This is a genomic window from Endozoicomonas atrinae (assembly GCF_001647025.1).
In the GTDB taxonomy this organism is placed as follows: domain Bacteria; phylum Pseudomonadota; class Gammaproteobacteria; order Pseudomonadales; family Endozoicomonadaceae; genus Endozoicomonas; species Endozoicomonas atrinae.
In genome coordinates, this window is sequence record NZ_LUKQ02000076.1 from 1 (window position 1) to 25,127 (window position 25,127).

25 protein-coding genes, 2 tRNA genes and 2 pseudogenes are annotated in these 25,127 nt (G+C 49.4%); 15 read left to right on the forward strand and 14 right to left on the reverse strand.

All coding sequences use genetic code 11. The annotated features are described in order from the left end of the window. The 4 genes and pseudogenes from AK963_RS32005 to AK963_RS12490 form a co-directional block, all read left to right on the forward strand. Positions 1-176 (forward strand): annotated as a pseudogene (locus tag AK963_RS32005) (IS256 family transposase); the annotation flags it as partial. A 77-nt stretch (positions 177-253) separates the two neighbouring features. Next, entirely contained in the window at positions 254-991 is a 738-nt protein-coding gene (locus AK963_RS12480) for a hypothetical protein (protein ID WP_238593713.1), read from the forward strand. A gap of 97 nt (positions 992-1,088) precedes the next feature. After that, positions 1,089-1,841: a hypothetical protein gene (locus AK963_RS12485; RefSeq protein ID WP_238593714.1), complete on the forward strand. Its 753-nt coding sequence runs from the start codon at positions 1,089-1,091 to the stop codon at positions 1,839-1,841. A 92-nt stretch (positions 1,842-1,933) separates the two neighbouring features. Continuing rightward, positions 1,934-2,689, forward strand: a complete 756-nt coding sequence (locus AK963_RS12490) for a hypothetical protein (protein ID WP_238593715.1) — start codon at positions 1,934-1,936, stop codon at positions 2,687-2,689. 111 nt (positions 2,690-2,800) lie between these two features. On the opposite strand, the gene AK963_RS12495 is transcribed toward AK963_RS12490, so the two are convergent. The 3 genes from AK963_RS12495 to glaH all read right to left on the reverse strand — a co-directional run bounded on the left by AK963_RS12495 (position 2,801) and on the right by glaH (position 5,544). Further along, entirely contained in the window at positions 2,801-3,226 is a 426-nt protein-coding gene (locus tag AK963_RS12495; protein ID WP_066015790.1) for a VanZ family protein, read from the reverse strand. 78 nt (positions 3,227-3,304) lie between these two features. Further along, positions 3,305-4,525 (reverse strand): L-2-hydroxyglutarate oxidase, encoded by a 1,221-nt coding sequence (lhgO, locus tag AK963_RS12500; RefSeq protein WP_066015791.1) that lies wholly within the window; start codon positions 4,523-4,525, stop codon positions 3,305-3,307. 71 nt (positions 4,526-4,596) lie between these two features. Further along, positions 4,597-5,544 (reverse strand): glutarate dioxygenase GlaH, encoded by a 948-nt coding sequence (glaH, locus tag AK963_RS12505; protein ID WP_066015792.1) that lies wholly within the window; start codon positions 5,542-5,544, stop codon positions 4,597-4,599. Positions 5,545-5,656: 112 nt separating this feature from the next. On the opposite strand from glaH, the gene AK963_RS12510 reads away from it, so the two are divergent. Continuing rightward, positions 5,657-6,544 (forward strand): LysR family transcriptional regulator, encoded by an 888-nt coding sequence (locus AK963_RS12510; protein ID WP_066015793.1) that lies wholly within the window; start codon positions 5,657-5,659, stop codon positions 6,542-6,544. Positions 6,545-6,569: 25 nt separating this feature from the next. Here AK963_RS12510 and AK963_RS12515 read toward each other — a convergent pair whose 3' ends face one another. Further along, positions 6,570-7,385 (reverse strand): helix-turn-helix transcriptional regulator, encoded by an 816-nt coding sequence (locus AK963_RS12515; RefSeq protein WP_066015794.1) that lies wholly within the window; start codon positions 7,383-7,385, stop codon positions 6,570-6,572. A gap of 125 nt (positions 7,386-7,510) precedes the next feature. Here AK963_RS12515 and speB point away from each other — a divergent pair, with 125 nt between their 5' ends. From speB to AK963_RS12555, 8 genes are all read left to right on the forward strand, one after another. Further along, on the forward strand, positions 7,511-8,497 hold the full coding sequence (speB, locus tag AK963_RS12520; protein ID WP_066015795.1) for an agmatinase: 987 nt from the start codon (positions 7,511-7,513) through the stop codon (positions 8,495-8,497). Between the two features lie 2 nt (positions 8,498-8,499). Then, entirely contained in the window at positions 8,500-9,588 is a 1,089-nt protein-coding gene (locus tag AK963_RS12525; protein WP_202969764.1) for a polyamine ABC transporter substrate-binding protein, read from the forward strand. 184 nt (positions 9,589-9,772) lie between these two features. Continuing rightward, positions 9,773-10,879 carry a linear amide C-N hydrolase gene (locus tag AK963_RS12530; protein ID WP_066015797.1) on the forward strand — a complete coding sequence of 369 codons (1,107 nt, stop codon included), beginning with the start codon at positions 9,773-9,775 and terminating at the stop codon, positions 10,877-10,879. Between the two features lie 270 nt (positions 10,880-11,149). Continuing rightward, positions 11,150-12,757: an FAD-binding oxidoreductase gene (locus tag AK963_RS12535; RefSeq protein WP_066015798.1), complete on the forward strand. Its 1,608-nt coding sequence runs from the start codon at positions 11,150-11,152 to the stop codon at positions 12,755-12,757. Between the two features lie 35 nt (positions 12,758-12,792). Continuing rightward, complete coding sequence (locus AK963_RS12540; RefSeq protein ID WP_066015811.1) at positions 12,793-14,409, forward strand: glycerol-3-phosphate dehydrogenase/oxidase; 1,617 nt, start codon at positions 12,793-12,795, stop codon at positions 14,407-14,409. Between the two features lie 24 nt (positions 14,410-14,433). Beyond that, the gene (locus tag AK963_RS12545) at positions 14,434-15,996 is read left to right on the forward strand and encodes an FGGY-family carbohydrate kinase (protein WP_066015799.1); all 1,563 of its coding nucleotides are present in this window, start codon (positions 14,434-14,436) and stop codon (positions 15,994-15,996) included. Between the two features lie 111 nt (positions 15,997-16,107). Beyond that, complete coding sequence (locus AK963_RS12550; protein ID WP_066015800.1) at positions 16,108-17,226, forward strand: MBL fold metallo-hydrolase; 1,119 nt, start codon at positions 16,108-16,110, stop codon at positions 17,224-17,226. 39 nt (positions 17,227-17,265) lie between these two features. Next, positions 17,266-18,156: a sterol desaturase family protein gene (locus AK963_RS12555; protein WP_066015801.1), complete on the forward strand. Its 891-nt coding sequence runs from the start codon at positions 17,266-17,268 to the stop codon at positions 18,154-18,156. Positions 18,157-18,213: 57 nt separating this feature from the next. Here the strand turns inward: AK963_RS12555 and AK963_RS12560 are convergent, their stop codons facing one another. The 6 genes from AK963_RS12560 to AK963_RS12585 all read right to left on the reverse strand — a co-directional run bounded on the left by AK963_RS12560 (position 18,214) and on the right by AK963_RS12585 (position 21,608). Further along, positions 18,214-18,492: a hypothetical protein gene (locus tag AK963_RS12560; protein ID WP_066015802.1), complete on the reverse strand. Its 279-nt coding sequence runs from the start codon at positions 18,490-18,492 to the stop codon at positions 18,214-18,216. Positions 18,493-18,495: 3 nt separating this feature from the next. Next, positions 18,496-19,134 carry a hypothetical protein gene (locus AK963_RS12565; protein WP_066015803.1) on the reverse strand — a complete coding sequence of 213 codons (639 nt, stop codon included), beginning with the start codon at positions 19,132-19,134 and terminating at the stop codon, positions 18,496-18,498. 268 nt (positions 19,135-19,402) lie between these two features. Further along, positions 19,403-19,479: transfer RNA gene (locus AK963_RS12570), tRNA-Pro, on the reverse strand. A gap of 92 nt (positions 19,480-19,571) precedes the next feature. Continuing rightward, a tRNA-Pro gene (locus AK963_RS12575) sits at positions 19,572-19,648 on the reverse strand. Between the two features lie 81 nt (positions 19,649-19,729). Further along, positions 19,730-20,230, reverse strand: a complete 501-nt coding sequence (locus AK963_RS12580) for a macro domain-containing protein (RefSeq protein WP_066015804.1) — start codon at positions 20,228-20,230, stop codon at positions 19,730-19,732. 13 nt (positions 20,231-20,243) lie between these two features. Continuing rightward, positions 20,244-21,608, reverse strand: a complete 1,365-nt coding sequence (locus AK963_RS12585) for a class II 3-deoxy-7-phosphoheptulonate synthase (RefSeq protein ID WP_066015805.1) — start codon at positions 21,606-21,608, stop codon at positions 20,244-20,246. A 361-nt stretch (positions 21,609-21,969) separates the two neighbouring features. On the opposite strand from AK963_RS12585, the gene AK963_RS12590 reads away from it, so the two are divergent. Next, a complete protein-coding gene (locus tag AK963_RS12590) occupies positions 21,970-22,218 on the forward strand; it encodes a hypothetical protein (RefSeq protein WP_066015806.1) in 249 nt (82 codons plus the stop codon). A gap of 11 nt (positions 22,219-22,229) precedes the next feature. On the opposite strand, the gene AK963_RS12595 is transcribed toward AK963_RS12590, so the two are convergent. Then, positions 22,230-23,081 carry a sulfurtransferase gene (locus AK963_RS12595; RefSeq protein WP_066015807.1) on the reverse strand — a complete coding sequence of 284 codons (852 nt, stop codon included), beginning with the start codon at positions 23,079-23,081 and terminating at the stop codon, positions 22,230-22,232. A 321-nt stretch (positions 23,082-23,402) separates the two neighbouring features. Then, positions 23,403-23,708 carry a hypothetical protein gene (locus AK963_RS12600; RefSeq protein WP_139117381.1) on the reverse strand — a complete coding sequence of 102 codons (306 nt, stop codon included), beginning with the start codon at positions 23,706-23,708 and terminating at the stop codon, positions 23,403-23,405. A 161-nt stretch (positions 23,709-23,869) separates the two neighbouring features. Between AK963_RS12600 and AK963_RS12605 the strand changes: the two genes are divergently transcribed. Then, the gene (locus AK963_RS12605; protein WP_066015809.1) at positions 23,870-24,238 is read left to right on the forward strand and encodes a GtrA family protein; all 369 of its coding nucleotides are present in this window, start codon (positions 23,870-23,872) and stop codon (positions 24,236-24,238) included. A gap of 19 nt (positions 24,239-24,257) precedes the next feature. On the opposite strand, the gene AK963_RS12610 is transcribed toward AK963_RS12605, so the two are convergent. Together AK963_RS12610 and AK963_RS35325 are read right to left on the reverse strand one after the other, a co-directional pair. Further along, positions 24,258-24,668: a GNAT family N-acetyltransferase gene (locus AK963_RS12610; RefSeq protein ID WP_175404507.1), complete on the reverse strand. Its 411-nt coding sequence runs from the start codon at positions 24,666-24,668 to the stop codon at positions 24,258-24,260. Positions 24,669-24,951: 283 nt separating this feature from the next. After that, a pseudogene (locus AK963_RS35325) lies at positions 24,952-25,127 on the reverse strand (IS256 family transposase); the annotation flags it as partial.

Below are 25,127 nucleotides of genomic sequence, written 5' to 3' on the forward strand. Positions count from 1 at the left end.
GCGTCATTCGTAAGGCGATCAAGAACCGGAAGATTTTTCGGACTGATGAGTCAGTCATGAAGGTAATCTATCTGGCCATGGAAAAAGCTTCCGAGAAATGGACCATGCCGATCAGGAACTGGAAAGCAGCCATGAACCGGTTTGAAATTATGTTTCCTGACCGGTTCAAGGAGTAATAGTTTTGGTGGCGTTTACACAGAATTATTTACAGGCTCCTGAACAATGAAAAAAAGGGTTACTTATGATGTCCCTCATGCATAAGGTTTTTTCCATACTGCTTTTATTGTCTGTAATCACCCTCAATGTTCACGCCGATTCCCTCCCCAACCATATGAAAGATGCTTCTGAATTAACGTCGGATATTGTTAAGGCTGCTCGTCCCAATGTCCTGTTGTGTATATTGCCTTCCATTCCAGGAGTAGATACTGGCGATATCATTGGTAAGATTACCCTTGGAACCGAACCTGGTTCATTTGTCTGTGAATACACCCAGTTTATCGACAGTACAGCTATGGGCCCTTACGTCACTTCGGACTTCCAATGGCTGAACGCCACTTATGAACAGCTTGCCAGCTGGCTCACCTCCCTGGCTCATGTCGAAAAGAGCGACAAAGGGCATTACTATGTATTCAGATGCAGTGAACACAATTCTGAGCACCCACCTGCCATTTGCGCACAGTCCACTTCAGGTAAGGGCTTTGAATTTGGATATGAAACAGTGTCTGACAACGGACATAAGTCCTGCGGCTCATTTGTCGGTGCAGTTTATGCCTCACCTTTCTTCGACGTAGCCGTGGCTGGCTGGAATGAGTGTACTGGCAAAACCTTCTCTCCCGAGTGCCACCAGTGCAATGGCGATGGTTGTGGTGCTTTCCATTGCTCTGCTTTTACTACCTGGGACCAGTGCCCGAAAGGCAGTCATGTCTGCGGCTACCAGACCTGCGTCGGCAACCTCTGCTCACAGAAACGCATCTGCGAGTGGGATAAATAATCCACTCCACTTCGGTTTCCATAAACCAACCTGATCTGGCTATCACCGGATGGTCAGATCACAAGTCCCCCATATCCTTTATCCTTACGGGCCTCTTATGATGAATATCATCCATAAGGTTTGCGCACTGCTTCTATGCCTGATGGCAGCCTCTTTTCAAGCTAATGCCGATGATTTACCTCACCATCTGAAAGATGCTTCCCAGTTGACTCAGTCCATTTACGAGAAAGCAAAACCCTCTGTTCTATTGTGTGTTTTGCCATTCAGTCCTGAATCAGACATGTCCGGTGATATCATTGGTAAGGTTATCCCCGGTACCAAGCCGGGAACCTTTATCTGTGAATACATCCGCTTTCTTCACGGAGTGGCAAACGGCTCTGATGTCTCCACTGACTTCAAGTGGCTTGGTACTACTTATGACCAGCTGGCCAGCTGGCTGACCTCCCTGGCCCATATCGAGAAGAACGACAAAGGCCACTACTACGTGCTCAGAAATCCTGAGCACACCCCTGAACACCCGCCAGCGATTTGCGCACAGTCCACTCTAGAGAAAGGTTTTGAATTTGGTTACGAAACTGTATCTGATGATGGTCAGAAATCCTGTGGTCATTTTGTTGGTGCCGTTTATAGCTCACCCTATTTTGTTTTCGAGGATATAGTCCCGGGAGGCTGCAGCAGTAAATCATTCTCTCCAGACTGTGAGCGCTGTAATGGCGGTGGCTGCGGTTGCTTTGGCTGCTCCTCCTGGACGTACTGGCCACCATGTCCAGCGGGCAGTCATACCTGTGAGATGGAAACCTGCTGTGGAGGTTTCTGTCCAAGAAAGCGTCATTGTGACTGGGATAAATAAACACGCCGTTCAGCACCCATAAGTGCTCAATATTCACAATACGGAACATCAATAAATGATTCGTATAACCACTTCACGAATACAGGCCCCTTATGATGACTCCACTGCACAAGATTTGCGCACTGCTGCTGTTTCTGGTGGCAGCCTCATTTCAAATCAACGCTGCTGAGTTTCCAAATCATCTGAAACCAGCTTCCCAGCTTACCCCTTCTGTTTATGAGAAAAGCAAACCCAACGTTTTACTGTGTATTTTACCGTTCAGCCCTAAATCTGGAATTTCCGGCGATATCATTGGCAGGGTTATCCCCGGCACCCGGGCTCGAACCTACCTGTGCGAGTACATCCTGCCCGAGCACGGTTTCTTCACCACCTCATTAACAACCACTGAGTTTAAATGGCTGGATGTAAACCATGGAGAACTTGCCAGCTGGCTGACATCATTTGCCACCATTGAAAAGGACCGCTATGGCAACATGTTCTTCGCTCTTCGTGGGGGTGAGCATGACCCGGAACACTTCCCCCCTATCTGCGTCCACACTACCGCCAAGAAAGGCTTTGAGTTTGGCTATGAAAGCGTATCAGACGATGGGCAAAAGTCCTGTGGCCATTTTGTCGGGGCGATATACCCATCACCTTTCTTCAATTATGTAGCAACAGCAAGCAATGGCTGCACGGGAGAAACCTTCTCTCCGGAATGTCATCAGTGCAACGGTGATGGCTGCAGCCCTTTCCGGTGCTCAGCCTTTACCACCTGGGATCAGTGCCCAAAAGGAAGTCATCAGTGTGACTATGAAGTGTGCGCGTCTCACTTCTGCACCAACAAGCCGATCTGTGAGTGGGATAAATAGTCAACCCGAAAAAAGGCATAACCACAAAGGCACAAAGGCACAAAGACACGAAGAAAAGCGTTTCCTTTGTGCCTTTGTGGTAAAAAACTATCGATATTCAGAAGCTGGCTGCTAGAGGTTAAACAACACAGTCATACATTCAGGCCAGGGCTTGCAGCTACCTTCAGAGGCTGCCAATGGAGCAATACTAAAGCTGATCGCCATATAGAGCCCGATACCAACCCCATTGGCGATGATATCGCCGATACTGAAACGACGGTCACGGGTCATGTACTGACAGACTTCTATAAACACCCCAAACGCCATCAACCCTGCTGGTTTCCACCAGACAATACCTGTCGCAGGAAACGCCAGGTCGATCAGCAGAAACAGTGCCAGAAAGGTGAGCACATGCTTCACCTTATCATTCATAAAGCGAGTAGGATCCCATTTGCCTGGTATCAGCGACATAAACAGGGCAAAGGCCAGGGCACAGAAAAACAGAATTCGCCAGGTTGCTGGGGGAATTTCCTGGAGTGTTGTTATCAGCTCATTCATTGTGTGGCCCTGAGTTTTTGGTTCTAAACAATCATCGGCCAATGGGTCAGGGGGTTGATGCTGTTCAAGCTTGTATCATCAAACTACCTCCCGTCTCTCTTGAACCTTGTCACAAATATACCCCCCAATAGGAATAGCCGAAGTGGCAGCTGGTGAAGGGGCATTACAGACATGAAGACTGCGGGGACTTTCGGCAAACATGAAATCATGGACCAATGAACCATCGCTCATTACGGCCTGGGCACGGATACCGGCGGGGTAAGGTTCCAAATCCTCCAGCTGGATCTGTGGGCAGTATTTCTGCACCTGCTTTAAATAGCCGGGTTTCCACCAGGAGTTTCTGACTTCCTGCAACCCGGTTTTCAAATTGGCCTGTGTCACCTTCCAGAAACCTGAAAAGCGGAGCATCTCCCAGCTGTCTCTCAAGCTGAGATTGACCCGACCATACCCTTCCCGCTTCCACCCCTGAACCGCATTGGGGCCTACAGTGACCGTTCCATCAATCATGCGGGTGAGATGCACGCCCAGAAAGGGCAGCTCCGGATCAGGGATAGGGTAAATCAGGTGATTCACCACCCGGTTATGCCTGGCAGTCAGACGGTAATATTCACCACGATAGGGAATAATCTGAAAATCGGTGTTGATGCCCAGCATTCGGGTAACCCGATCTGCCATAAGCCCGGAACAGCTGATCAGGAAATTCCCCTGAACCAATACCTGGCAACCATTTTCCAGGGCGTTAGCCGTAATTCCAGTTGCTGATTCATTCAGTCCGGTGACCTTCGTATTCAAGCGCAGCTCGCCACCTGCCGCGATAAACAGCTCGGCCATTTTTTCGGTGACCCGTTTATAGTCAACAATACTGGTGGCACTGACGTGTATCGCTCCCAGACCACTGATATTGGGTTCCACCGCTTTAAGTTGCTCTGCATTCAGCAGCTCAACCTTAATTCCGTTGGTGATACAGCGCTGGTAAAGCGCCTGCATTCGCTCCACTTCCAACGGGCAGGTCGCCACCAGCAGTTTGCCGCAGTTCTCCACCGGAATATTGTGCTCACTACAGAAACCAATAGTGGCCTCGACTCCGGCCTTGCACAGTTTGGCCTTCAGGCTGCCTGGTGCGTAGTAGACACCGGCATGGATCACCCCACTGTTGCGCCCCGTCTGGTGCTGCGCCAAACCCTGTTCTTTTTCCAGCACCAAAACAGATTTGCCCGGCTCACGCTGTTGCAACTGCCAGGCCGTTGAGATACCGACAATACCGCCACCAATAATGATGTAGTCGTATACTTTCTGCACGCTCTGACTCCCTGTGAACCACGGCGACAATAATGATCCGGCAATCACGGTTGCCAGGCAGATAAAGGCTATTAATAAGTAAAGCGCCCTCTCTGGCGCAGCAACTCCCGCTTAAGACCCGGGTGAGCAACAAATTTATCCCGCCCATGCAGCCAGCAGTAGTTCTGGATCACCAGCATTGAGCCAACATTCACCCGGATGTTTGAGCAGTTTTCATCCCCCTCCAGCGATTTGCCCATTTCATACAGGTAAAGCCCCTGTTGCATGTTAGCTGGCTGGGCAAACTGGTCAATAAACAGCATATGTGGCTTGCCATTACGGTCTTCTTCAAAGAACACGGGGTGTTCAACGACATAGCCAATATTTTTACTGGGCGGGGCAGACCAGTGGATCGCCTGTTTGGCCATGGGGTGGTGGTAAAACCGCTCCAGTTCCTGCCAGTCATCCACATGGAGCAGCAACGAATCTCCCTGCTCCATATTCTCTTCTGCCATTTTCATCATCAGCACAAAGTCAGTACGCTCATTCACATAGGTGCCATCATTATGCAGTTCCATGCGACGGTGAGCCTGACGCAGGTAACTATCGCTACTGTCCTGGTTGAATACCGTGAAGCGGGCGTAGTATTTGCCATACATGGCGTCAAAGTTTGGCAAACCAATAAGGTGGGACACCGCCGTTGACAGCTTAACAAACACATCCCGCTGTTCATCACTATCAACCAGTGAGCGCCTGACGTCTGCATCCCCTTCCAGAAGAAACGCACCGGTATCCCGGTCATTCATGGTCGCCAGCAGGAAACGGCCCAGCTGATATTCACAGCATTTATCCAGGGCATCAGCGATAGCAAAGCGGAGAAAGGGTTTGTACTCCAGAGATTGAACACCGTATTGTGAAGTCAGCTCTTCAAAATGTTCCAGTGTTGCTTTATCCAGGGTAACTACCTGAACCCTGGGGTTTGCGGGATGGCTGGAAACGGCAAACCCCTCATAACGAACTGTATCTGCTGCGCCTGTCATTCCCGTCACTCCATTATTCTTGTATTAACGAAACTATAGGGATTTGGCATATCGAATAGAAATATATTAAAAATATATTTTCCATATATTTTATAGATGACAAAAACGCAGTATGGATATTAAACGACTACACTATTTTACCGCACTGGCTGACACCCGAAATTTTACCCAGGCCGCAGAGCAGCTTGGGATAGCCCAATCGGCACTCAGTATCAGCATGCGTAAACTGGAAGACCAGCTTGACCTGAAGCTGATCAACCGTCTTGAACGAAGGATGAGCCTGACAGCGGATGGTGAGGTTCTGCTCAAGCATGCCCGGACCATTCTGGAAACCGTTGAGCAGGCTGAAAAAGAGCTGCAGGAGCTGAAGGGGCTGACCTCAGGCAAGATCAATTTTGGTGTTTCTGCGATGCTGGGCTCCTACTTCCTGCCCGAAGCTCTGGCCCAGTTTAAACAGACCTACCCGGGCATTCAGGTCAACATTCACGAAGCGGGCACCGACACGCTGGAAAAAATGCTGATACAGGGCAACCTTGACCTGGCATTAATCCGCACCGACCAGCCCCACGATAAAATACGTTCCATCACACTGCTGCAGGAAGAGATCGTCGCCTGTGTACCAACAACACATCCGTTCGCGGAAAAGTCATCGATTACCTTAACAGAGTTCTGCCAGCAGCCGCTGGTACTGTTTCGGGAAGGCTACTTCCTGCGGGAAGCGGTAAGCCGGCATTGCCAGCAACATCAGATCACGCCGGATATCCAGTTTGAGACCAACCTGACCGAGCTGTTGAAGTCACTGGTCAAAAAGCAGGTGGGCATCAGCACCTGTCTGGCGCTGATTCTGAATGAGAATGACCCCCTCACTACCGTCCCTTTCAACCCCACCATACCTTTAAAGCTTGGCCTTGGCTGGAAGTCCAACCACTACCTGTCCAGCGCAGCCCGGGCACTGGTCGAGTTTCTACAGGCAGAGGTCGCTGTTTCTGTTCCAACCTGATAGCAAGCACCAGCAAAACGCAGGCTTATACTCCCTGCAGGCTGTCCATGAATAGTCCAAAAAGCTCTGCCTGAGCGTTAATCCCCAGCTTGGAATAAATGTGTTTGCGATGAACCTTGACCGTTCCTTCTCGAACTCCCAGAAGCTGTATAATCTCGCGAGTGGTACAACCCCTCAGCATCAGCTGGGCAACATCCTGCTCTCGCTCGGTCAGTACACCCTGACCAAAGTTTCTAAGCCTCCGGTTGAGGACTGCATGGGCTGCTTCCTGAACATACTCACTGCCTTCGCCATGACGAAGCACCATCGCTGCCAGCAGGGGATGCAGAGCCCGCAGCTCACGCAGCAGCCTTTCAGAAGCTTCATCTTTCATCATGCCAATGGAAACCACCAGCCGCTCCTGGCGCCTGACTTCGAAAAACAGGCCAACCTCATCACCCACATCAACGTTTTTATAGAAGGTGCGGTAATACAGGCTGCTGTCGAAGTCACCGGGAGCCAGCTCACGCATACGACACACACCGGAAAAACCGTTTCTGACGGCCTGGTAAAACGGATCCAGCCGGAATGCCGCCTGATCGTAAACCCGCGTATTCAACTCAATTTGATGCGCTTCCTGAAGCTCGTGATAAACACTTTGTGGCCCCATTCGGTCAGGATAGAGAGTACAGATGATTTCACTCTGCGGGCAGATGGTTTTGATGCACTCGACCAGTGCAGGGTAAAAGTCAGGTGTTGTCAGGTTCTGAGTCAGCCGGGTAAGCGCCTCCAGCCAGCGCTGGTTGGGCAATGGCAGGGTTGTGTCCGTTCGTCCGGGCGATTTCACTGCTGACGTCAACATATCCTGAACGCACCATTTTCGATAAGTTATGCCAGAACCATACCACTATAGTGGTACTCACCCAAGGCAATTTATTCACTCCCGGCCTGTTGCTAGCATCAATAACCATTGCCAGGGAGGATAATATGAACGAGAACTACAGTTGCTATGGGCATGGTGATGCCGCGTTTCTGCGTGAATCCCCATACGGTACCATCAGTGAACCCACCTACTCAGGCGCTCTGAGTTTTATGCGCCGTAAGTACACCCGCAATCTCGAGGGTGTCGATGTTGCCGTACTGGGAATTCCATATGACCTGGCGGTTTCCAACCGTCCGGGCACCCGCTTTGGCCCCAGGGCTGTACGCAGTGCTTCAACTAACTTATGCTTTGGCCAGGCTTGGCCCTGGTACTTTGATCCGTTTGATCGCCTGCATGTCATTGACTATGGTGACTGTGTTTTTGATCCGGGCCTTCCAGACAAAATACCTGAAGAGATCGAAGCTTTTGTTACCCCCATCTACCAGCAGGGAGTAATACCACTGAGTATTGGTGGCGATCATTTCATCACATTTCCTCTGCTGAAAGCCGCTGCAAAACAGCACGGTCCCATTTCGCTGATTCACTTTGATGCCCATTGTGACACCTGGGAAGACGAGCCAGACCGTATTGACCATGGCACCATGTTTTACCATGCGGCCAGACTTGGAATTACTGCACCGGAGCGCTCTATTCAACTGGGTATGCGTACCACCAACCACAAGACTCATGGCTATACCGTCAAATCAGCCGAGTGGCTGCATCAGGAAGGTACTGAGGCTACCATAGACGCCATCCGCAGTACGGTTGGAGACTCCCCCTGCTACATCACCTTTGACGTGGATTTTCTTGATCCGTCTGTCGCACCCGGAACCGGTACTCCGGTGTGTGGTGGGTTCTCCATGTACCAGGCCATTGAGATTCTCAAAGGCCTCGGAGGACTGAATGTCATTGGAATGGACGTTGTCGAGGTGTCGCCACCTTACGACCATGCTGAAATGACGGCCCTCGCTGGGGCAACACTGGCACAGAACCTGCTCTGTCTGATAAGTGCAGAGCGAAAGGATGTTTTAAACCATAACAAGGAGAAGTGACCGTGAAGCTCCACACTATTTGTGCCATGGCATTAACCATGACCATAAGCACTCTGCTGTCGGCAGACGACAAGGTGTTGAAAATCTATAACTGGAGTGACTACTTCGGACCAGAAACACTCTCCCGCTTTGAGGAGCAAACCGGCATCACCATTCAGTACGATGTGTTTGCCAGTAATGAAGTACTTGAATCCAAACTGTTACTGGGAAAGATTGGCTATGACTTGGTTTTTCCTGCCGCCTCAAATGCTGCAAAGCAGCTACAGGCTGGCGCTCTGCAACCCATTGACTCCAAACGTCTGAAGCATTACGACAACCTGGACCCTTCCATTCTTCAGCAACTCAGCCAGTACAGCCAGGGTATGAAACCCGGTGTACCGTACACCTGGGGCACCGTTGGTCTGGCTTACAATGTGGCTGAACTGGAAAAGCGACTGCCTGGTGTTGAGGTGAACTCTCTGGATGTACTGTTCAACCCCAGCCATCTGGAAAAGCTGAAAAGCTGCGGCATCAGTTTACTTGACTCTCCGGGAGAAATGATTTCCATCACACTGAATTACCTGGGACATGATCCATACAGTTCAGACAAAAAGGTACTGGCCGAGGCAGAAGAGCTACTGCAGACCATACGCCCTTATATCAGTTATATTGACAGCCAGAAGCAGATTCTCGACCTTGCAGCGGGTGACGTATGTCTTGCATTAGCTTACAGCGGTGATGCCGGCATGGCACAGATCAAAGCCGAAGAGAGCGGCTCTGACGTCACCCTGGCATACAGTATTCCCATCGAGGGATCAGTGCTCTGGTTTGATATGATGGCTATCCCCATTGATGCCCCCAACCCTGAACTGGCCTATCAGTTTATTGACTACATACTGCAACCGGAAGTCATTGCGGAAGTATCCAATGCGATTTATTACGCCAACCCCAATAAAGCCTCCTTACCATTGATTGATAAGGAGATCACCGATGACCCCAATATCTTCCCCACACACGCCGTTAAAAGTAAGCTGTTTATCGATAAAACACTGGACAGTAAAGCAACCAAAGTCCGCAACCGGGTGTGGACACGTTTCAAGATCTCTACATGATTCAATGAGCAGGGGCACATCTGTGCCCCGTCGTTATCGCCTGTCCTCATATGAACTGCCAATTAAACGACTATTAGTGTGTAATAGCAGAAAGCAGAAAACTGGCAGAGTTTTCAATCCCGCCAATACTTGTCACTAGCAAATTCGTTCCACATTCAGGAATCGAGAAACGAGGTGACATTCAATGCTCGTGAGATGTTTATCACACCCTTTATTGCTGGCTCTGCTGCTCTTCGTAGCGTTAATTCGATCAGTGCAGGCCTGTACCGGCATCACCATCACGGCAGAATCCAATGCCAGTGTCCATGCCAGAACCATTGAGTGGGGTGAGAGTAATCTGAACAGCAAGCTGATTCTTGCACCTCGGAATTTTCAGTACACCTCCACCCTGTCGAATGGCAAAAACGGGCTGAGCTGGAAAAGCAAATACGGGTTTGCGGGTATTTCAGTGAGTGATGACCGGTTTATTGCCGAAGGGATTAACGAGGAAGGCCTGACTGCCGGCTTATTTTACTTTAAAGGGTATGGCTCACTGGCAAAGTTTGATCCCAGGAAAACCCGAAATAATATCACCGATATGGATTTCGTTCGCTGGATGCTCAGCCAGTTCAAAACGGTGAAAGATGTAAAATCGGCCATGACCACGATTAAAATTGTCCCCGTGTTTATGGATGCCAAAGGCAACCCATCCCCCACTGCTCACTGGCGTGTGACCGATAGCACCGGTGCCAGCATTGTGATTGAGATCGTTAACCATGGGGAGGTTCATATCTATGACAATGAAGTGGGTGTGCTGACCAATTCACCGGACTTCCCCTGGCAGGTCACCAACCTGAGCAATTACATCCATCTGGAACCCGGCAGTGCTGCTCCCAAAAAAATTGGCAACTACCTGGCGAAATCCTTTGGTGTCGGCACCGCCTTTGCCGGACTACCCGGCGATATCAGCCCACCCTCCCGCTTTGTCCGGGCGTCTTTTTACCTGCACACAACGCCACCCATGAAAACCAGCAAAGAAGCGGTTTCCCAGGCATTTCATATTCTGAATAACTTCGACATTCCTCTGGGCTCAGAGTTTGGCCCTCACCACAGACAGCATATACCGAACCTGCCCAGTGCCACCCAGTGGACATCCGTGATCGACCAGCAGAAAAGAATTCTGTACTTCACCACCATGAACGATAGCCGTATCAAGGAGCTGGATCTTGATACAGTGAATTTCAAACAAAAGACGGAAACCAAGCTTCCTCTGGATAGTGGGCGTTTTACGGTGGAAAAGATAAACCTCTGAATACTCAGTGACTAAGCTCCTCCTTTTCACCACGAAGGCACAGAAAAGAGCTTCTCTCTGTGCCTTCGTGCCTTTGTGGTAAAGCTACTTTATGGCTTGCTCGATTTCTCTGGTCATTGAAATACGGTGACTGTACTTGTTACATTAGCCAATCAAACGACCGTTTAACTCTAAAAACAGAAACCGTCGTCAGTTTATAAGCACTAACTGCTTTCTGGCTCTCCATGGCAGTTATGCGTACCAGAAGAATAAAAAGAACAGAGGTAGACCATGCGCCGTTGGAATGGCTGGGGTGATGATAGTTACGTTAAGGAAGTATCCGACCATGGAGGAGCGTTGATTCGCAGTATTATCGGCGAGCCGACGCCCTTGAACGATGCCACCCTTGAAAGCGTGATGGAGAAGGTGCCAGCATCACGCCTGCCTGAACATCCACTCATTGTGACTGCTGCAGAAGACCGGGTAAGACACGCCCGCGGCCAGAGTTTCCCCGACTGGCTGGCCATGCGCAGTGGTGACTTTGGTGTTTTCCCCGACGGTGTTGCTTACCCGGAAACCAGTGCACAGGTTCGCGAACTTCTGGTGCTTGCGGTAGAGCACGATTTTATTGTAATTCCCTATGGCGGCGGAACATCCGTTGCTGGCCACATCACGCCCCAGGAAAGTACAAAAGCCATTTTAACCATCGATATGGGCCACATGAACCAGTTGATGGACCTGAATGAAGAGAGCCAGATTGCCACCTTTGGTGCAGGGACTCCCGGGCCACAGATTGAAGCACAGTTACAGGCTCGGGGTTATACCCTTGGGCACTACCCCCAGTCCTGGGAGCTGTCCACCATTGGTGGCTGGATCGCTTCCCGCTCTTCAGGCCAACAGTCACTCCGCTACGGCCGCATTGAGCAGATGTTTGCCGGTGGCCGTATGGAAACGCTAGAGGGCACACTGGATATTCCTTCGATTCCCGCCTCCTCGGCAGGACCGGATATCCGGGAGCTTACCATGGGTACCGAAGGCCGTATGGGGATTTTTACGGAAGTGAAGGTACGCGTACAACGTGCCGCAGAAGAAGAGAAGTTTATGGTCTGCTTTATGCCAGACTGGCAGGCAGGCAAAGCCGTTGCCCGGGAGGTTGCCCAGCAGAAAATCCCGCTGTCCATGATGCGTGTCAGCAATGCCAAAGAGGCTCGTGCCCACGCTCACCTTGGAACCTCACTCACTCAGTTCAAACTGCTGGATGGCTATCTGCGCTTTCGCGGACTGGACGACAATCGATGCATGCTGACCTTTGGTGTTACTGGCTCAAAATACCAGAATAAAGTAGCACTGAAGCAACTGAAAAAGATTCTGAACAAGCATGGCGGCGTTGGTGGTGCACTGGCCAACATCATGGGCACCATCTGGGCCCATGGCCGGTTCAAGTTCCCCTATCTTCGTGAAACCACCTGGGCTCAGGGCATAGCGGTTGATACGCTGGAAACCTCTACCGACTGGGAAAATGTGGATGAATTGATGCATCAGATGGAAGCGAGCCTGGAAAACGCCTTAAAAGACGACGGTGAAGACGTCATGGTATTTACCCACCTATCCCATATCTATGGTCAGGGATCGAGTATCTATACCACCTACTTTTTCCGGTGTGCTGACAGTTACGAAGCCACTCTGGAGCGCTGGAAGAAACTGAAGGCAAAAACCTCTGAAGTGATTGCCCAGGGCTATGCCACCATTTCCCACCAGCATGGCACGGGTCGTGACCATGCGCCTTATATGCCAGCGGAAAAAGGTGAGCTTGGGATGCGCATGATTAAAACTCTGGTGCATGAGTTTGATCCGGAGAAACGCCTGAACCCGGGTGTATTACTCCAGGACAGCGAATAACTGGCCACTTCATGAACCCATCAGGTACCCAGCATATGTGGCAGAAATCCTGGCAGGCAGGTAACCGGAACCAGTTACTGGACGCATTAAAAAATAATACGGAATGGGATATCGTTGTGGCCGGCGGCGGCATCACCGGTGCGGGCATTGCACGCGAAGCCGCACGCCGGGGCTTGAAGGTATTGCTGGTCGATCGTCAGGATTTCGCCTGGGGAACCTCCAGCCGTTCATCAAAAATGGTTCATGGTGGCCTTCGTTACATCGCTTCCGGCGATATCAAAACCACAATGCACTCGGTTTCCGAGCGGGAACGCCTGATGAGAGAAGCCCCTGGACTGGTTGATCAGATGGGTTATCTGATGGCCCATTACAAGGGAGGGTTTCCGGGACCGTTTGTCTTTAATATTCTGCTGCGTATTTATGATTTTTTTGCAGGTAAGCGTTACCGTAAGTTTCATCAATTACACGACATTGAAAACCTGAGCCCGCTTATTAATGAGCGCTATCTGCTCGGTGCTACCCAGTTTGCGGATGCCATTACTGATGACTCGCGCCTGGTTATCCGGGTTTTACGGGAAGCCCAGAAAGATGGCGCTACGGTCATGAATTATCTCGGTGTCGATAGTCTGATTAAACACAGTGGTCGAGTGACGGGCGCTCAATTGAAGGATGCAGAGACCGGCCAGTTAATTCCAGTTCAGGCAAAAGTAGTGATCAATGCCACTGGTGCCTGGGGAGATGAATTACGAGGGGAGATGACATCAGAACAGCATATTCGCCCTGCCCGTGGCAGTCATATTGTGGTACCCGGCTGGCGATTGCCAGTAGCCCAGGCATACACCGCGATGCACCCGGATGATAAACGGCCTGTATTTATTTTCCCCTGGGAAGGCAGAACCGTTGTAGGAACAACCGACCTGGACAACGGCGATATTGGCAATCATGAAGTGGCCATGACCCGTGACGAGCTGGAATACCTGATGAAAGCCGTCTGTTCCCAGTTCCCGAAAGCCGGGTTAACCGAGCATGATATTATTTCTTCATGGGCTGGTGTGCGCCCACTGGTCAGCTCAGGTGCACTGAACCCATCGAAAGAAAAGCGTGACCACAGTATCTGGAATGATAAGGGCCTGGTGACCATCAGTGGTGGCAAGCTGACCACCTTTCGGTTAATTGCCCTGGATGTATTAAAAGCAGCTGAAGAGTACCTCCCCGGTGTTGATTTCAGTGATACTGGCGCAGATATGTTTACTCAATATGAGCCTGCCAACCCGCTGTTGAATAAGCTGCCTGACTATTTAAAGAAACGTATCCGCGGCCACTACGGTATGGATGCTGATCACTTGCTGGCACAGTCCAGGCCCGATGAACAGGATGTTATTCCCGGCGCCCGTGCCCTCTGGGCCGAGTTGCGCTGGTCGGCAGGAAATGAAGCCATTGTGCATCTGGATGATCTCCTGCTCCGGCGTACCCGCCTTGGCTTACTGCTGGAACAGGGAGGCCTGATGTTTGAAGACAGAATCAAAGCCATATGCCAGGAAGAACTGGGTTGGAGCGAGCAGAAATGGCAACAGGAAGTCACCCGCTATCAATCCATCTGGAATACCTATTACAGTATTCCGAACTCGTTCAATAACGCTGATACTCGATAATAAGAAACAAGAAGTGAGTGTGTAGTGAGTGATTCAGAATACGTACTGGCTATCGATAATGGCACACAGAGCATTCGCGCCCTGGTGTTTGACAGCGCCGGTAATGAGATCGCCAAAAGCAAAGTTGAGCTGGAAGCCTATTTTTCACAGCACCCAGGCTGGGCAGAACAGCACCCTGAATACTATTGGCAGCATCTTGGCGAAGCGTGCAAAGCGTTATGGGCCCAGGGCATTGTAACGCCCGATCAGATCAAAGGGATGGCACTGACCACACAGCGCTACACCATGATTAACCTGGATGAACATAAAAAGCCCTTGAGACCGGCCATTATCTGGATGGACCAGCGTAAAGCCGAACCGGAAAAACCCGTTGCCGGCCTCTGGGGACTGTTGATCAAGACCATCGGACTGACCAGTCTGATCGAAGACCTGCGCGCCAAAGCCCGTGATAACTGGATTATGCAGCATCAGCCCGATATATGGCAGAAGACCCGTTATTACGTGAATTTATCCGGCTATCTGACCTATCAACTGACTGGCGAAATCAAAGACGCCTGTGGTTCAGTGGCCGGCTACCTCCCTTATGACTATCGCCGCCAGAAATGGGCTGGCAAACACGATTTGAAATGGAAACTGCTGGCCACCAGACGACACATGTTGCCGGAACTGGTACAGCCTGGAGAATTGTTAGGTCATATTACAACCAAGGCTGCAGAGCATACTGGTCTGCCCGCAGGGTTGCCGATGATAGCAGCTTCATCCGACAAGGCCTGTGAGGTACTGGGCGCTGGTGGCATTGATCCTCATATCGGCTGTTTGAGTTTTGGTACGACAGCCACCATCAGTACAACAACACCCCGGTACGTTGAAACCATTCCCTTTATTCCTCCGTACACAGCGGCAATGCCAAAGCGCTACAACACCGAAGTGATGATTTATCGAGGGTTCTGGATGGTCAGCTGGTTTAAAAATGAGCTGGCACAGGCTGAGCAGCGGAAGGCGAAAGAGCTGGGTGTAGAGCCCGAACAATTATTCGATGCCCTGTTGACTCAGGTTCCTCCCGGCTCAATGGGTTTGATGATGCAACCGTACTGGTCACCTGGCGTACGTCAGCCGGGCCCGGAAGGCAAAGGTGCCTTTATCGGCTTTGGTGATGTTCATAAACGGGCACATATTTACCGTGCGATCCTGGAAGGGCTGGCTTACGAACTGCGTTCCGGTAAAGAGCAGATCGAAAAGCGCAGTGGAATGCCCATCACCCGGTTGCGGGTTTCTGGTGGAGGCTCCCAAAGCGATGCGGCCATGCAACTGACTGCGAATATTTTTGGTATGGAGGCAGAGCGACCACACACTTTCGAAGCTTCCGGCCTTGGTGCAGCCATTAACTGCTGTGTCGGACTTGGCATTCATAAAGACTACAGCGAAGCCATTGATAAAATGACCCGGGTGGGCGATGTGTTTGAACCGGATCTACCAACCATGCAGCTGTATGATCGTTTGTACAACGAGGTTTATAAAAAGATCTACAAACGCATGCAACCGCTTTATAAATCGATTCGGGAGATTACCGGTTACCCGAAACATTAAGTATGCTGACTGTGGCCTTTTGCAGAAGCTCATTCTACCGGCACTGCTGGCATTGAGCGTATAAATGCCTAAAGCCTAAGGACTAGAAAATAACAATAAAGGGAACTTAGCATGACAACGGACACACTGGAGCCAGCAGCGGCTCACCACTCATCAATAACTAAAGAGTGGTTGAACAGCATTATCCGTCCCATTGAGCACTTTGAGGAGGCTCGCCAGTATCGAGCGACTCACACCCGACTTGAAGCCATGCGAATGGCTGCAGAACGATTTCGCATGGATATACTCAGTAAACCTCGGGTGAAGTTTTACCGCAGTATGGAGCTGATCCGGGTACCCTACCCCACCAAATACGCCTTTTTAAATTGCAACATCATTCCCACTCCATTTATTCATATTTTGAACCGCCTGTTTGTGGTCCAGGTTGATACCGCAGAAGGGTTGAAAACCATTCTACTGTCTCCTTCAGATGTTGAAGCCAATGCAGAAACCCCCTATTTCAAGCGAATCACTAACAAAGCAGGACCTGCGAAAGGTCTTCTGAAAAAATTCATTGCCCCGCAAAGCAATACCGTAAATGGGTGTCTGAATCAGTTAGGCCTGGCACCCGAAGATATTGACTTCATCAGCTACGACCATCTTCATACGCAGGATTTACGTCAATGGCTTGGGGATGCCGATAACCCCGGACTGTTTCCCAATGCCCGCCTGTTAGTCATGAAGGACGAGTGGCAATCGGCAAAAGCACTGCTGCCACCACAAATCGACTGGTATTGCCCCAATGGTCTCGCGGGTGTTCCTGAAGACAAAGTGATTCAGCTGGACGGCGACGTCATGATTGGCGATGGACTTGCATTAATTCGCACGCCCGGACATACAGCAGGAAACCACTCCTTTGTTGCTCACACACCACAAGGGTTAAAGGTAACCAGTGAAAACGGTGTTGGCCCTGACTGTTATGCCCCTGAGAAATCCCGTATTCCAGGCTTGAAGAAGTACGCACAGCAAACCGGGATGGAAGTGATTTTAAATGGCAATACGCTGGAAGGAGGGATAGATCAATACATATCCATGGTTGTCGAAAAAACCATTGCCGGCAATCACCCTGTCTATCAAGATTTTCCCAATATGGCGAATTCATCCGAACTCACTGGCTACTGGGGTTTTCCTGGCTATAAGCCAACCGTGACTTATGGCGATCTCCATTTTGGGGCACTGACTAAGAAGTAATCATCCATTCACCATACAACAATAAGAAAAGGTTTCTTTATGGATGTGCTCTCACCCTGGCAGGGATTCTATAACGATCCATGGTTCTGGCAATTTCCCATGGCGACACTGGCCATCAGCATGGCATCATTTTTAACCGTCGCGACTCCATGGACCATCGTCGCCTGGCTTGATCCAGAGTCAATGCGAAAATATAAAATCCAGCAAAAAGCATTTGAATTTAAAAGATACTTCTGGCCCTCCATTGCCCGTATCGTTATCAATAACATCATTCTGGCCTGTTTATTGGTGGCAATCTGGCCCCTGTTAAAACTGACTGCGGTGCATAAAGGTGAGCTGCCTGACTGGTATATCATCATCGCCCAGCTGTTGTTTTTTGTTTTTCTTGATGACTTTTTATACTACTGGATGCATCGTTACATGCATGAAAACAAATGGCTGTTAAAGCATGTACACAGCGTTCATCACCGTATTCGCAATACCTGTGGGATTAACGGGAATTATATGAACTGGCTGGAGTATGTTTTAACAGCTGGTCTGACCCTGGTGGGTCCTATTCTGTTAGGCGCTCATATTTATGTTGTCTGGATCTGGGTTGTTATCCGTCAAATGGAAGGCGCTGATGGCCATATCGGCTACGATGTACCGTGGAATCCCGCACACCTTTTCCCGGTATACAAAGGCCCCGTTTACCACGATTTCCACCATGCAAAGTTCAAAGGCAACTATGCCGGTTTCCTGCCTTACCTGGATGAATACCTGGGCAAAACCCATATCCCGGCTTACCTTCGTTATTTGAAGGGACGTAAAGCTGGATTGACTGCTCAACAGATCGAGCAGCAGGAAATTGAGCTGAGAAAATCAAAACTTCAGCGAACTCATAGGACTGTTTCTGAGGCGAAGCCAACACACAGTCCGGCGGAGTTCTAAAGCGACAAAAAAGGCTGCACCCAACCAGGGAATGCAGCCTCTCAACCACTCAAGAACCTAAGCCCCGACAGCCTCACCTGTCTGCTGATCATTGATATCAAGGGCATCCTTTGATCTCAGCAATCTTGGACCTCTCATTAAAAACAGCACAATCCAGACACAGATACTGAAATAACCCGAATGCCAGATCAGAAAACCAATACCGCCCCACTCGCTTAAACTCTTCGTTTCATTGACCACAAACAACGCATCTTTAACAGCCTGAAGACTGGCATTAAATTGATAACTCCCCTGTTGCAGGTCTTCCAGTACATGCGGCCAGTATTCGATCGGCAAATGTTAAAGTACGGAATAACTGCAATAACCAACCAGCCAGATAACATTCAGCCACACAAACGGTTTCAACAGCCTTAACTCAGTAGTACTGTGCTCACTTTTCAAGACGGCCCGTAATTGCTTAATGGCTAATGGGAAAATCGATAGAAAAGCCATTCCCCAGAGCGTCTCTTCAATAGCAAACAAAACCTCAAACTTGGTAATTAATGCGGTAGTGGCAAAAAACTGGGCGGTAAAAATACAAAGGAAGAGAAATTTGGGTGCCCGACTGACAAGTACATCAAAGACATCTTCTTGTCCTGACGGATAGAGTTCTAAATCCTGGCTTGTGTGCAACATGGCAAGCATAAACAGACCGGCAAAAGACAACTCTGCAAAAAATGCCAGACTGCGAATCAACAATGAGCTGTTAGCCAGACTGTTAAACCACGCCAACTGTTCCAGATAACTGGAAACAAAAACGGATCGATACAGAGCCACGGATACAAAAACCATTCCCATCAACTTCATCCAGCGCAGATAGGAATCGTTTTCGGTATTTCTACGTCGAAAAAACAATACAGCTAAAACAACGTTTATAGAATTAATCAGAACCAGTGTGCTCCACCAGGTCCATGCCCATGTCCATTCGGGACTTTCCATCACTAATACCCCTGTCACTTCATCCGGAGTAGCCTTAGACAGGGCTTCCGGTTTGTTATTATTTTTATCGTTTAAGACTAACAGGCAGTTTCATAAAGTACGGCTTACTGATTTCCAGCGCTTTATCTTTATAAATCCAATAGAAAAGAATAACACGTTTGAGCAGTTATCTGATATGCAGACTGAAACCAACACCTAATAGAATGATCTTTAAAAAAACGTATGATGAACAAAGAAAAAAGAGAGTGAGAATACTTGTAGGAGCTTCTGGTCGGCGTGAGAGGATTTGAACCTCCGACCCTTTCGTCCCGAACGAAATGCGCTACCAGGCTGCGCTACACGCCGAAGCCATTGCTATTCTAGACATGCAGACGAACCTGTCAATGACAGTAGAAATAATTCAGTGAAGTTTTAAAAAGAGAAAAAGAAAGGAAAAATGGTCGGGGTAGAGAGATTCGAACTCCCGACATCCTGCTCCCAAAGCAGGCGCGCTACCAGACTGCGCTATACCCCGTTAGACGACGCCTATCATATTGTTTTTGAACGATAAGTCAACAGCTATCCGTAAAAAATGTTTATTATTTAAACTTGCCGGCTAAAAGCTGTTCATACAAATCTGCCATGGACTGGTTAAACAGGACAAATATAACCTTGTGGGGGAACTCATGCCCGGCCAGCCACTCATGCACCTCATTAAAAGAATTTCTGAAGCGGCCTGATGAGGATAACCGTAAACACCGCAACTGATGGCAGGAAAGGCTACCGATGATAGTTCCCGGTTTGAGGCTTCTGTAAGAGCATTGCGATAACAGGCACGTAAAAGGTCAGGCTCACCTGCATCCCCTCCCTGCCAGACCGGGCCAACCTTATGAAAAACATAGTGCTCAGGGAGACGAAATGCCGGAGTTACCCGCACTTCACCAGTAGGACAGCCTCCTATCTCCCGGCAGGCTGCAAGGAGCTCAGGCCCCGCTGCCCGATGTATAGCTCCATCAACCCCGCCTCCACCAAGGAGACCACTATTGGCGGCATTCACAATGGCATCCACAGATAATGTCGTAATATCACCCTGGATAATATCAATGCGGCCTTTCATGGTTGAGCCTCGACTATTTTATGCCTCTCAACTTTCGGCACTTCTTCAATGTATCCGCAATCAGAAATGCCAGTTCCAGTGCCTGATCCGCATTCAGGCGCGGATCACAGTGCGTATGGTAGCGATTGCCAAGATGATCTTCAGTCACTGCATGAGCACCACCTACACACTCCGTCACATTCTGCCCGGTCATTTCAAAGTGAACACCACCGGCATAGGTTCCCTCTGCTCGATGAGCCTCGAAGAACTGCTCAACTTCTGAGAGAATTTTCGACACTTCACGGGTTTTATAGCCATTACTAGCCTTGTAGGTATTCCCGTGCATTGGGTCACAGCTCCAGAGTACATTACGCCCTTCACGCTGAACGGCTTTCAGCAATGGCGGCAAGCCTTTCTCTACGTTGTCAGCCCCCATACGAACAATGATGTTCAACTTGCCGGGAATATTCTCGGGGTTGATCAGGTCAATCAGTCGAATCAGGTCATCCGGTGGCAGGGTTGGACCTGCTTTCAAGCCAATCGGGTTTTGAATACCACGGACAAACTCAACGTGACCACCATCTACCTGACGGGTACGATCACCCACCCAGAGCATATGGGCTGAGCAGTCATACCAGTCACCGGACAGACTGTCACGGCGGGTCAGAGCCTGTTCGTATGGCAGTAACAGGGCTTCATGAGAGGTATAAAACGCGGTTTCACGAATGGTAGATGAATGCTCTGCAGAGATCCCGCAGGCTTTCATAAAATCCAGTGATTCATCAATCCGGTCAGCCATATAACTGTACTGATCAGACTGAGGGCTGTTTGAAACAAAGTCCAGGTTCCACGAGTGCACCTGCTCCAGAGAAGCAAGGCCACCCTGGGCAAAGGCACGCAGCAGGTTCAAGGTAGACGCCGCCTGATGATAGGCCTGCAGCATCCTTTTTGGATCCGGGTCACGGGCAGTCTGGGTAAACTCGGTGCCATTAATAATGTCACCACGGTAGATAGGCAGCTCAACACCATTAATGGTTTCAGTGCCGGAAGTTCTTGGCTTGGCAAATTGTCCTGCTAAACGTCCTACTTTAATCACCGGACAGGCAGCACCAAAGGTGAGTACCACCGCCATCTGCATCATGACTTTAAATGTGTCACGGATGTTATTGGCAGAAAACTCCAGAAAGCTCTCCGCACAGTCGCCCCCCTGCAACAGAAAGGCCTTGCCCTCTGTAGCTTCTGCAAGACGGTTTCTCAAGTCATTCACTTCACCCGCAAAAACCAGTGGAGGCATTGCAGCCAGTTCCTGCTCAACCCGGCTCAACGTTTCCTGGTCGGGATATTCTGGCAGCTGGAGCAACGGCATATGTCTCCAGCTATCAACATTCCATGAATTCATTAAGTCACCAGCTCTTTCACACTCGCTAAAAACAGCCATTCTACCTCAATAAAATCACCAAGGCTCTGACGTTTTCCCATGAATAATTATGGAAGAGATATTAAGAATTATCGCCCACCAGTCGACGTTAAGGCTTTACATCATACATTTGGTTTGTTATAAGTTTCGACCTAACAGCAATACGTAACTATACTGATCACCATGAATTTTTCACTGCTTTCCATGATTACCATGAAACTCGGCAAAATTATGATGCGCCGAGGGGGTTATCGTGGATAGCTGAAAAGCAGAAACGAGCCCCCGCACCCTAACCGGTCCGGGGGCTTTTTTATGAGCATTGTAACTGACAGGAAATAAGAGCGTGAACGAGTTAAGCCTTCGACTGATCACTACCAGTGATCCGAGTAGCCTTGAACAGATTCTCCAGTGCAGCAGCGAGAACGGGCTACACCTGAAAAGTTTCGCCGCAGAGCTGAACACCAAAAAAGATCAGTACGAAATCAAGATGTGCGTTTCTGGTTTTGCCAGCCAGCACCAGATTGTTGGCAGGTTGGCTCAGCAGGAATATATCCGTGAACTAAGCCCGATGAAATCCCGTGGGTTACTCTGAATGAAGCAAGTTTATTGGCCCCTGGCGACAGGATGCCGGGGGTCTGTTATCCACTCACTCCATGAGCCGGGATACAGTGTTGCACCCGAAAAACCAGCAAGCTCCATGGCAAAAATATTGTGGCAGGCGGTAACACCGGAACCACAGTAGAAGACTGGCCGGGAATCTTCACCAACCAGTGAAGTAAATATTTCTCGCAAGTTATCCGCTGAAAGAAAGCGGCCATCTTCACCCAGATTTTCAGCGAATGGATGGCATATCGCCCCGGGAATGTGTCCAGCCTGCGAGTCCATGGTTTCTTCTTCTCCACGAAATCGTTCATAAGCCCTGGCATCAATCAGTTTATACCTCTGGCCAGTTCCTTCAGCTTCTATCTGCGCCATCAAATCCTGTGCTGAAACCGTTGGCATATGACCCATGGTAAAATCACCCTGACTTTCTGCCACCTCAGACACTTCAGTGGTCACCGGATAACGACCCGCCTGCCAGGCTTTCATGCCACCATGCAGAATCATAGCCTGAGAAATACCTGCCCAGCGTAACAGCCACCAGGCCCTTGCCGCCATGGCGTGACCACCATCATCATAGACAACCACCTGAGTATGCCTCTCAATACCCCAGCGCCGGAGCGTTGCCTGCCATTCTGCCTGCTCAGGCAGTGGATGCCTGCCGGTTTTACCGGGAATGATCAAACCGGAGAGATCTGCTTCAAGATCAGCATGAAGCGCTCCTGGAATATGTCCCTGGTTATACATCACCCGTCCCTGTTTCGGGTCAGCAAGGCTGAATCGAGCATCCAGAACAACCAGATGTTCATCTTTCAACAGGGTAGCCAGCATCTCCGGCTCTATTAATAAAGGCATCGACTTACCTCTGTCTGGCGGCTACCCGGTAACCCTTATTCAGAGCCTGCCGTTGCAGCTCACACACCACCATGAAACATTTGTGACGATTTACTTTTCTTTTCACACAGTAAAAAAATGATGGGGGGTTTGCAAGACGTCTTGGTAATCGGGGTACTAAAGACAAGGGTTGGTAGGAGAGTAATAAAACCCACCAGCAAAGCTGGTGGGCTCACATCCATGTGATAAGTGCATCCATGCAAGATTTACGTTATCAATACAGCGGTGATGGCAATAGCAGTGATTACGCGGAAAAAGTGTGAGACATGTCTCACACTTTAATCATTGTCCGGTTTCAGACTTGTCCACTATTTTACCATCACGAAGTACTTTTTCCGACAGCAGGTCACTCAACTCCCCGTTATCCGGCTTTTCCAGGATGATCCGCGTTTCTTCCGATGACTCGTCAAACTCCATATCTGAAGAGTAGGTACTCTCCTTCACTGGCATTTCTAAGACATCCTGCTGTATTGAAATAACATCTGTCACGGGCAGCTCTTCAGGCTCATCTTTTTTGGCCAGAAAAAACCAGCCAGCTGCACCAAGCACGAGAAGAACCGCCACTATTGCAATTATCTTGTTACTCATACCCATCCTCACCCATGCCACTGAGGCTCAGGAGCCCATTGGACAACACCAAAAACTGATTAGAGCGCCACTGTACAAAGTTGTCATCGATCACTCAAGCCTTCACCCAGGCACATCGTCGACCGATATGAATAAAAGGATCCAAAAGAAGGAATAAGCCAGTGGGACAGCTTATTAAATTTATTCTGGTCAGCATTCTGGCTAGCGCCATACATCTGGATATTCTGCATCTTCTGGTCACGAATAATGTCTTTCTTCCTCTAAGAGCTAATGTTGCTGCCTTTCTGCTGGCCATGATCATTAACTATTACGGTCATACCTTCTGGACCTTCAATCATAAACGACACAGTTTTCAACGCAGCCTGACCCGGTTCGTTGCCATTCAAATGGCTGGAGGCATGCTTAATCAGTGGCTGTTTTATATGGCCATCACCCGAACAAACCTTGACTATTTATGGGCAAGTGGCGCCGTGCTGGCCATCGTATCACTGGTGATTTTCATTCTAAGCAAGTACTGGGCGTTTCGATAAAAGGCAATATCAGAAACCATCAATCAATGGTATAGCTGCAGCTTCTGATCATCATCGGATGTTTATCACTAAGAGACTGAAAGCCAAAACGCTCAAAGAAAGGGATCCGCCCCGTTGCTGGCCAGAGATGGACAATCTGGATCTGCCGCTGATCACACCACTGAACGGCCGCTTCCATTAAAGCTGAGCCTACCCCTTTACTACGGTGGTCTTTATCCACCAGCAGGTCATAGATACAGCAATAGCGAATATAATCACTCTGCAGCCTGACAACACCAGCCAGCTTTTCTTCAATGCTTACCTGAAACCAGCAACTGCTGGCATAAATAGAATGCTGCAAAGCTTCTAAACTGGCGTGATTCGTCCAGCCTGCCTGTTGATATAATTCTGACAGTTCTTTCGAGGTGGGCGCTAAACAGTCAATGTTCACAGGGTTAGAGTCCTGATTTTTGTGATTGTTTAGTAATTGTAGGAGGAATAGCTTAGCCAGAAGCAATTTCAACCAATCCTCAATATCAGGATGGGGCCTGAGAGCCTGTTCATAATCTTTTGCGAACAGCGAAAAGGGCGAGAAAATGTTTCTGTTTTTCAGTTTTTTGAGGCGCATAGTGGTGCTATGCAACGAGGAAAACTGAAAAACAGGGGCGTTTTATCGACATTTGTAGCTTCATTAAGAGCCTGTAAATAATTCTGTGTAAACGCCACCAAAACTATTACTCCTTGAACCGGTCAGGAAACATAATTTCAAACCGGTTCATGGCTGCTTTCCAGTTCCTGATCGGCATGGTCCATTTCTCGGAAGCTTTTTCCATGGCCAGATAGATTACCTTCATGACTGACTCATCAGTCCGAAAAATCTTCCGGTTCTTGATCGCCTTACGAATGACGC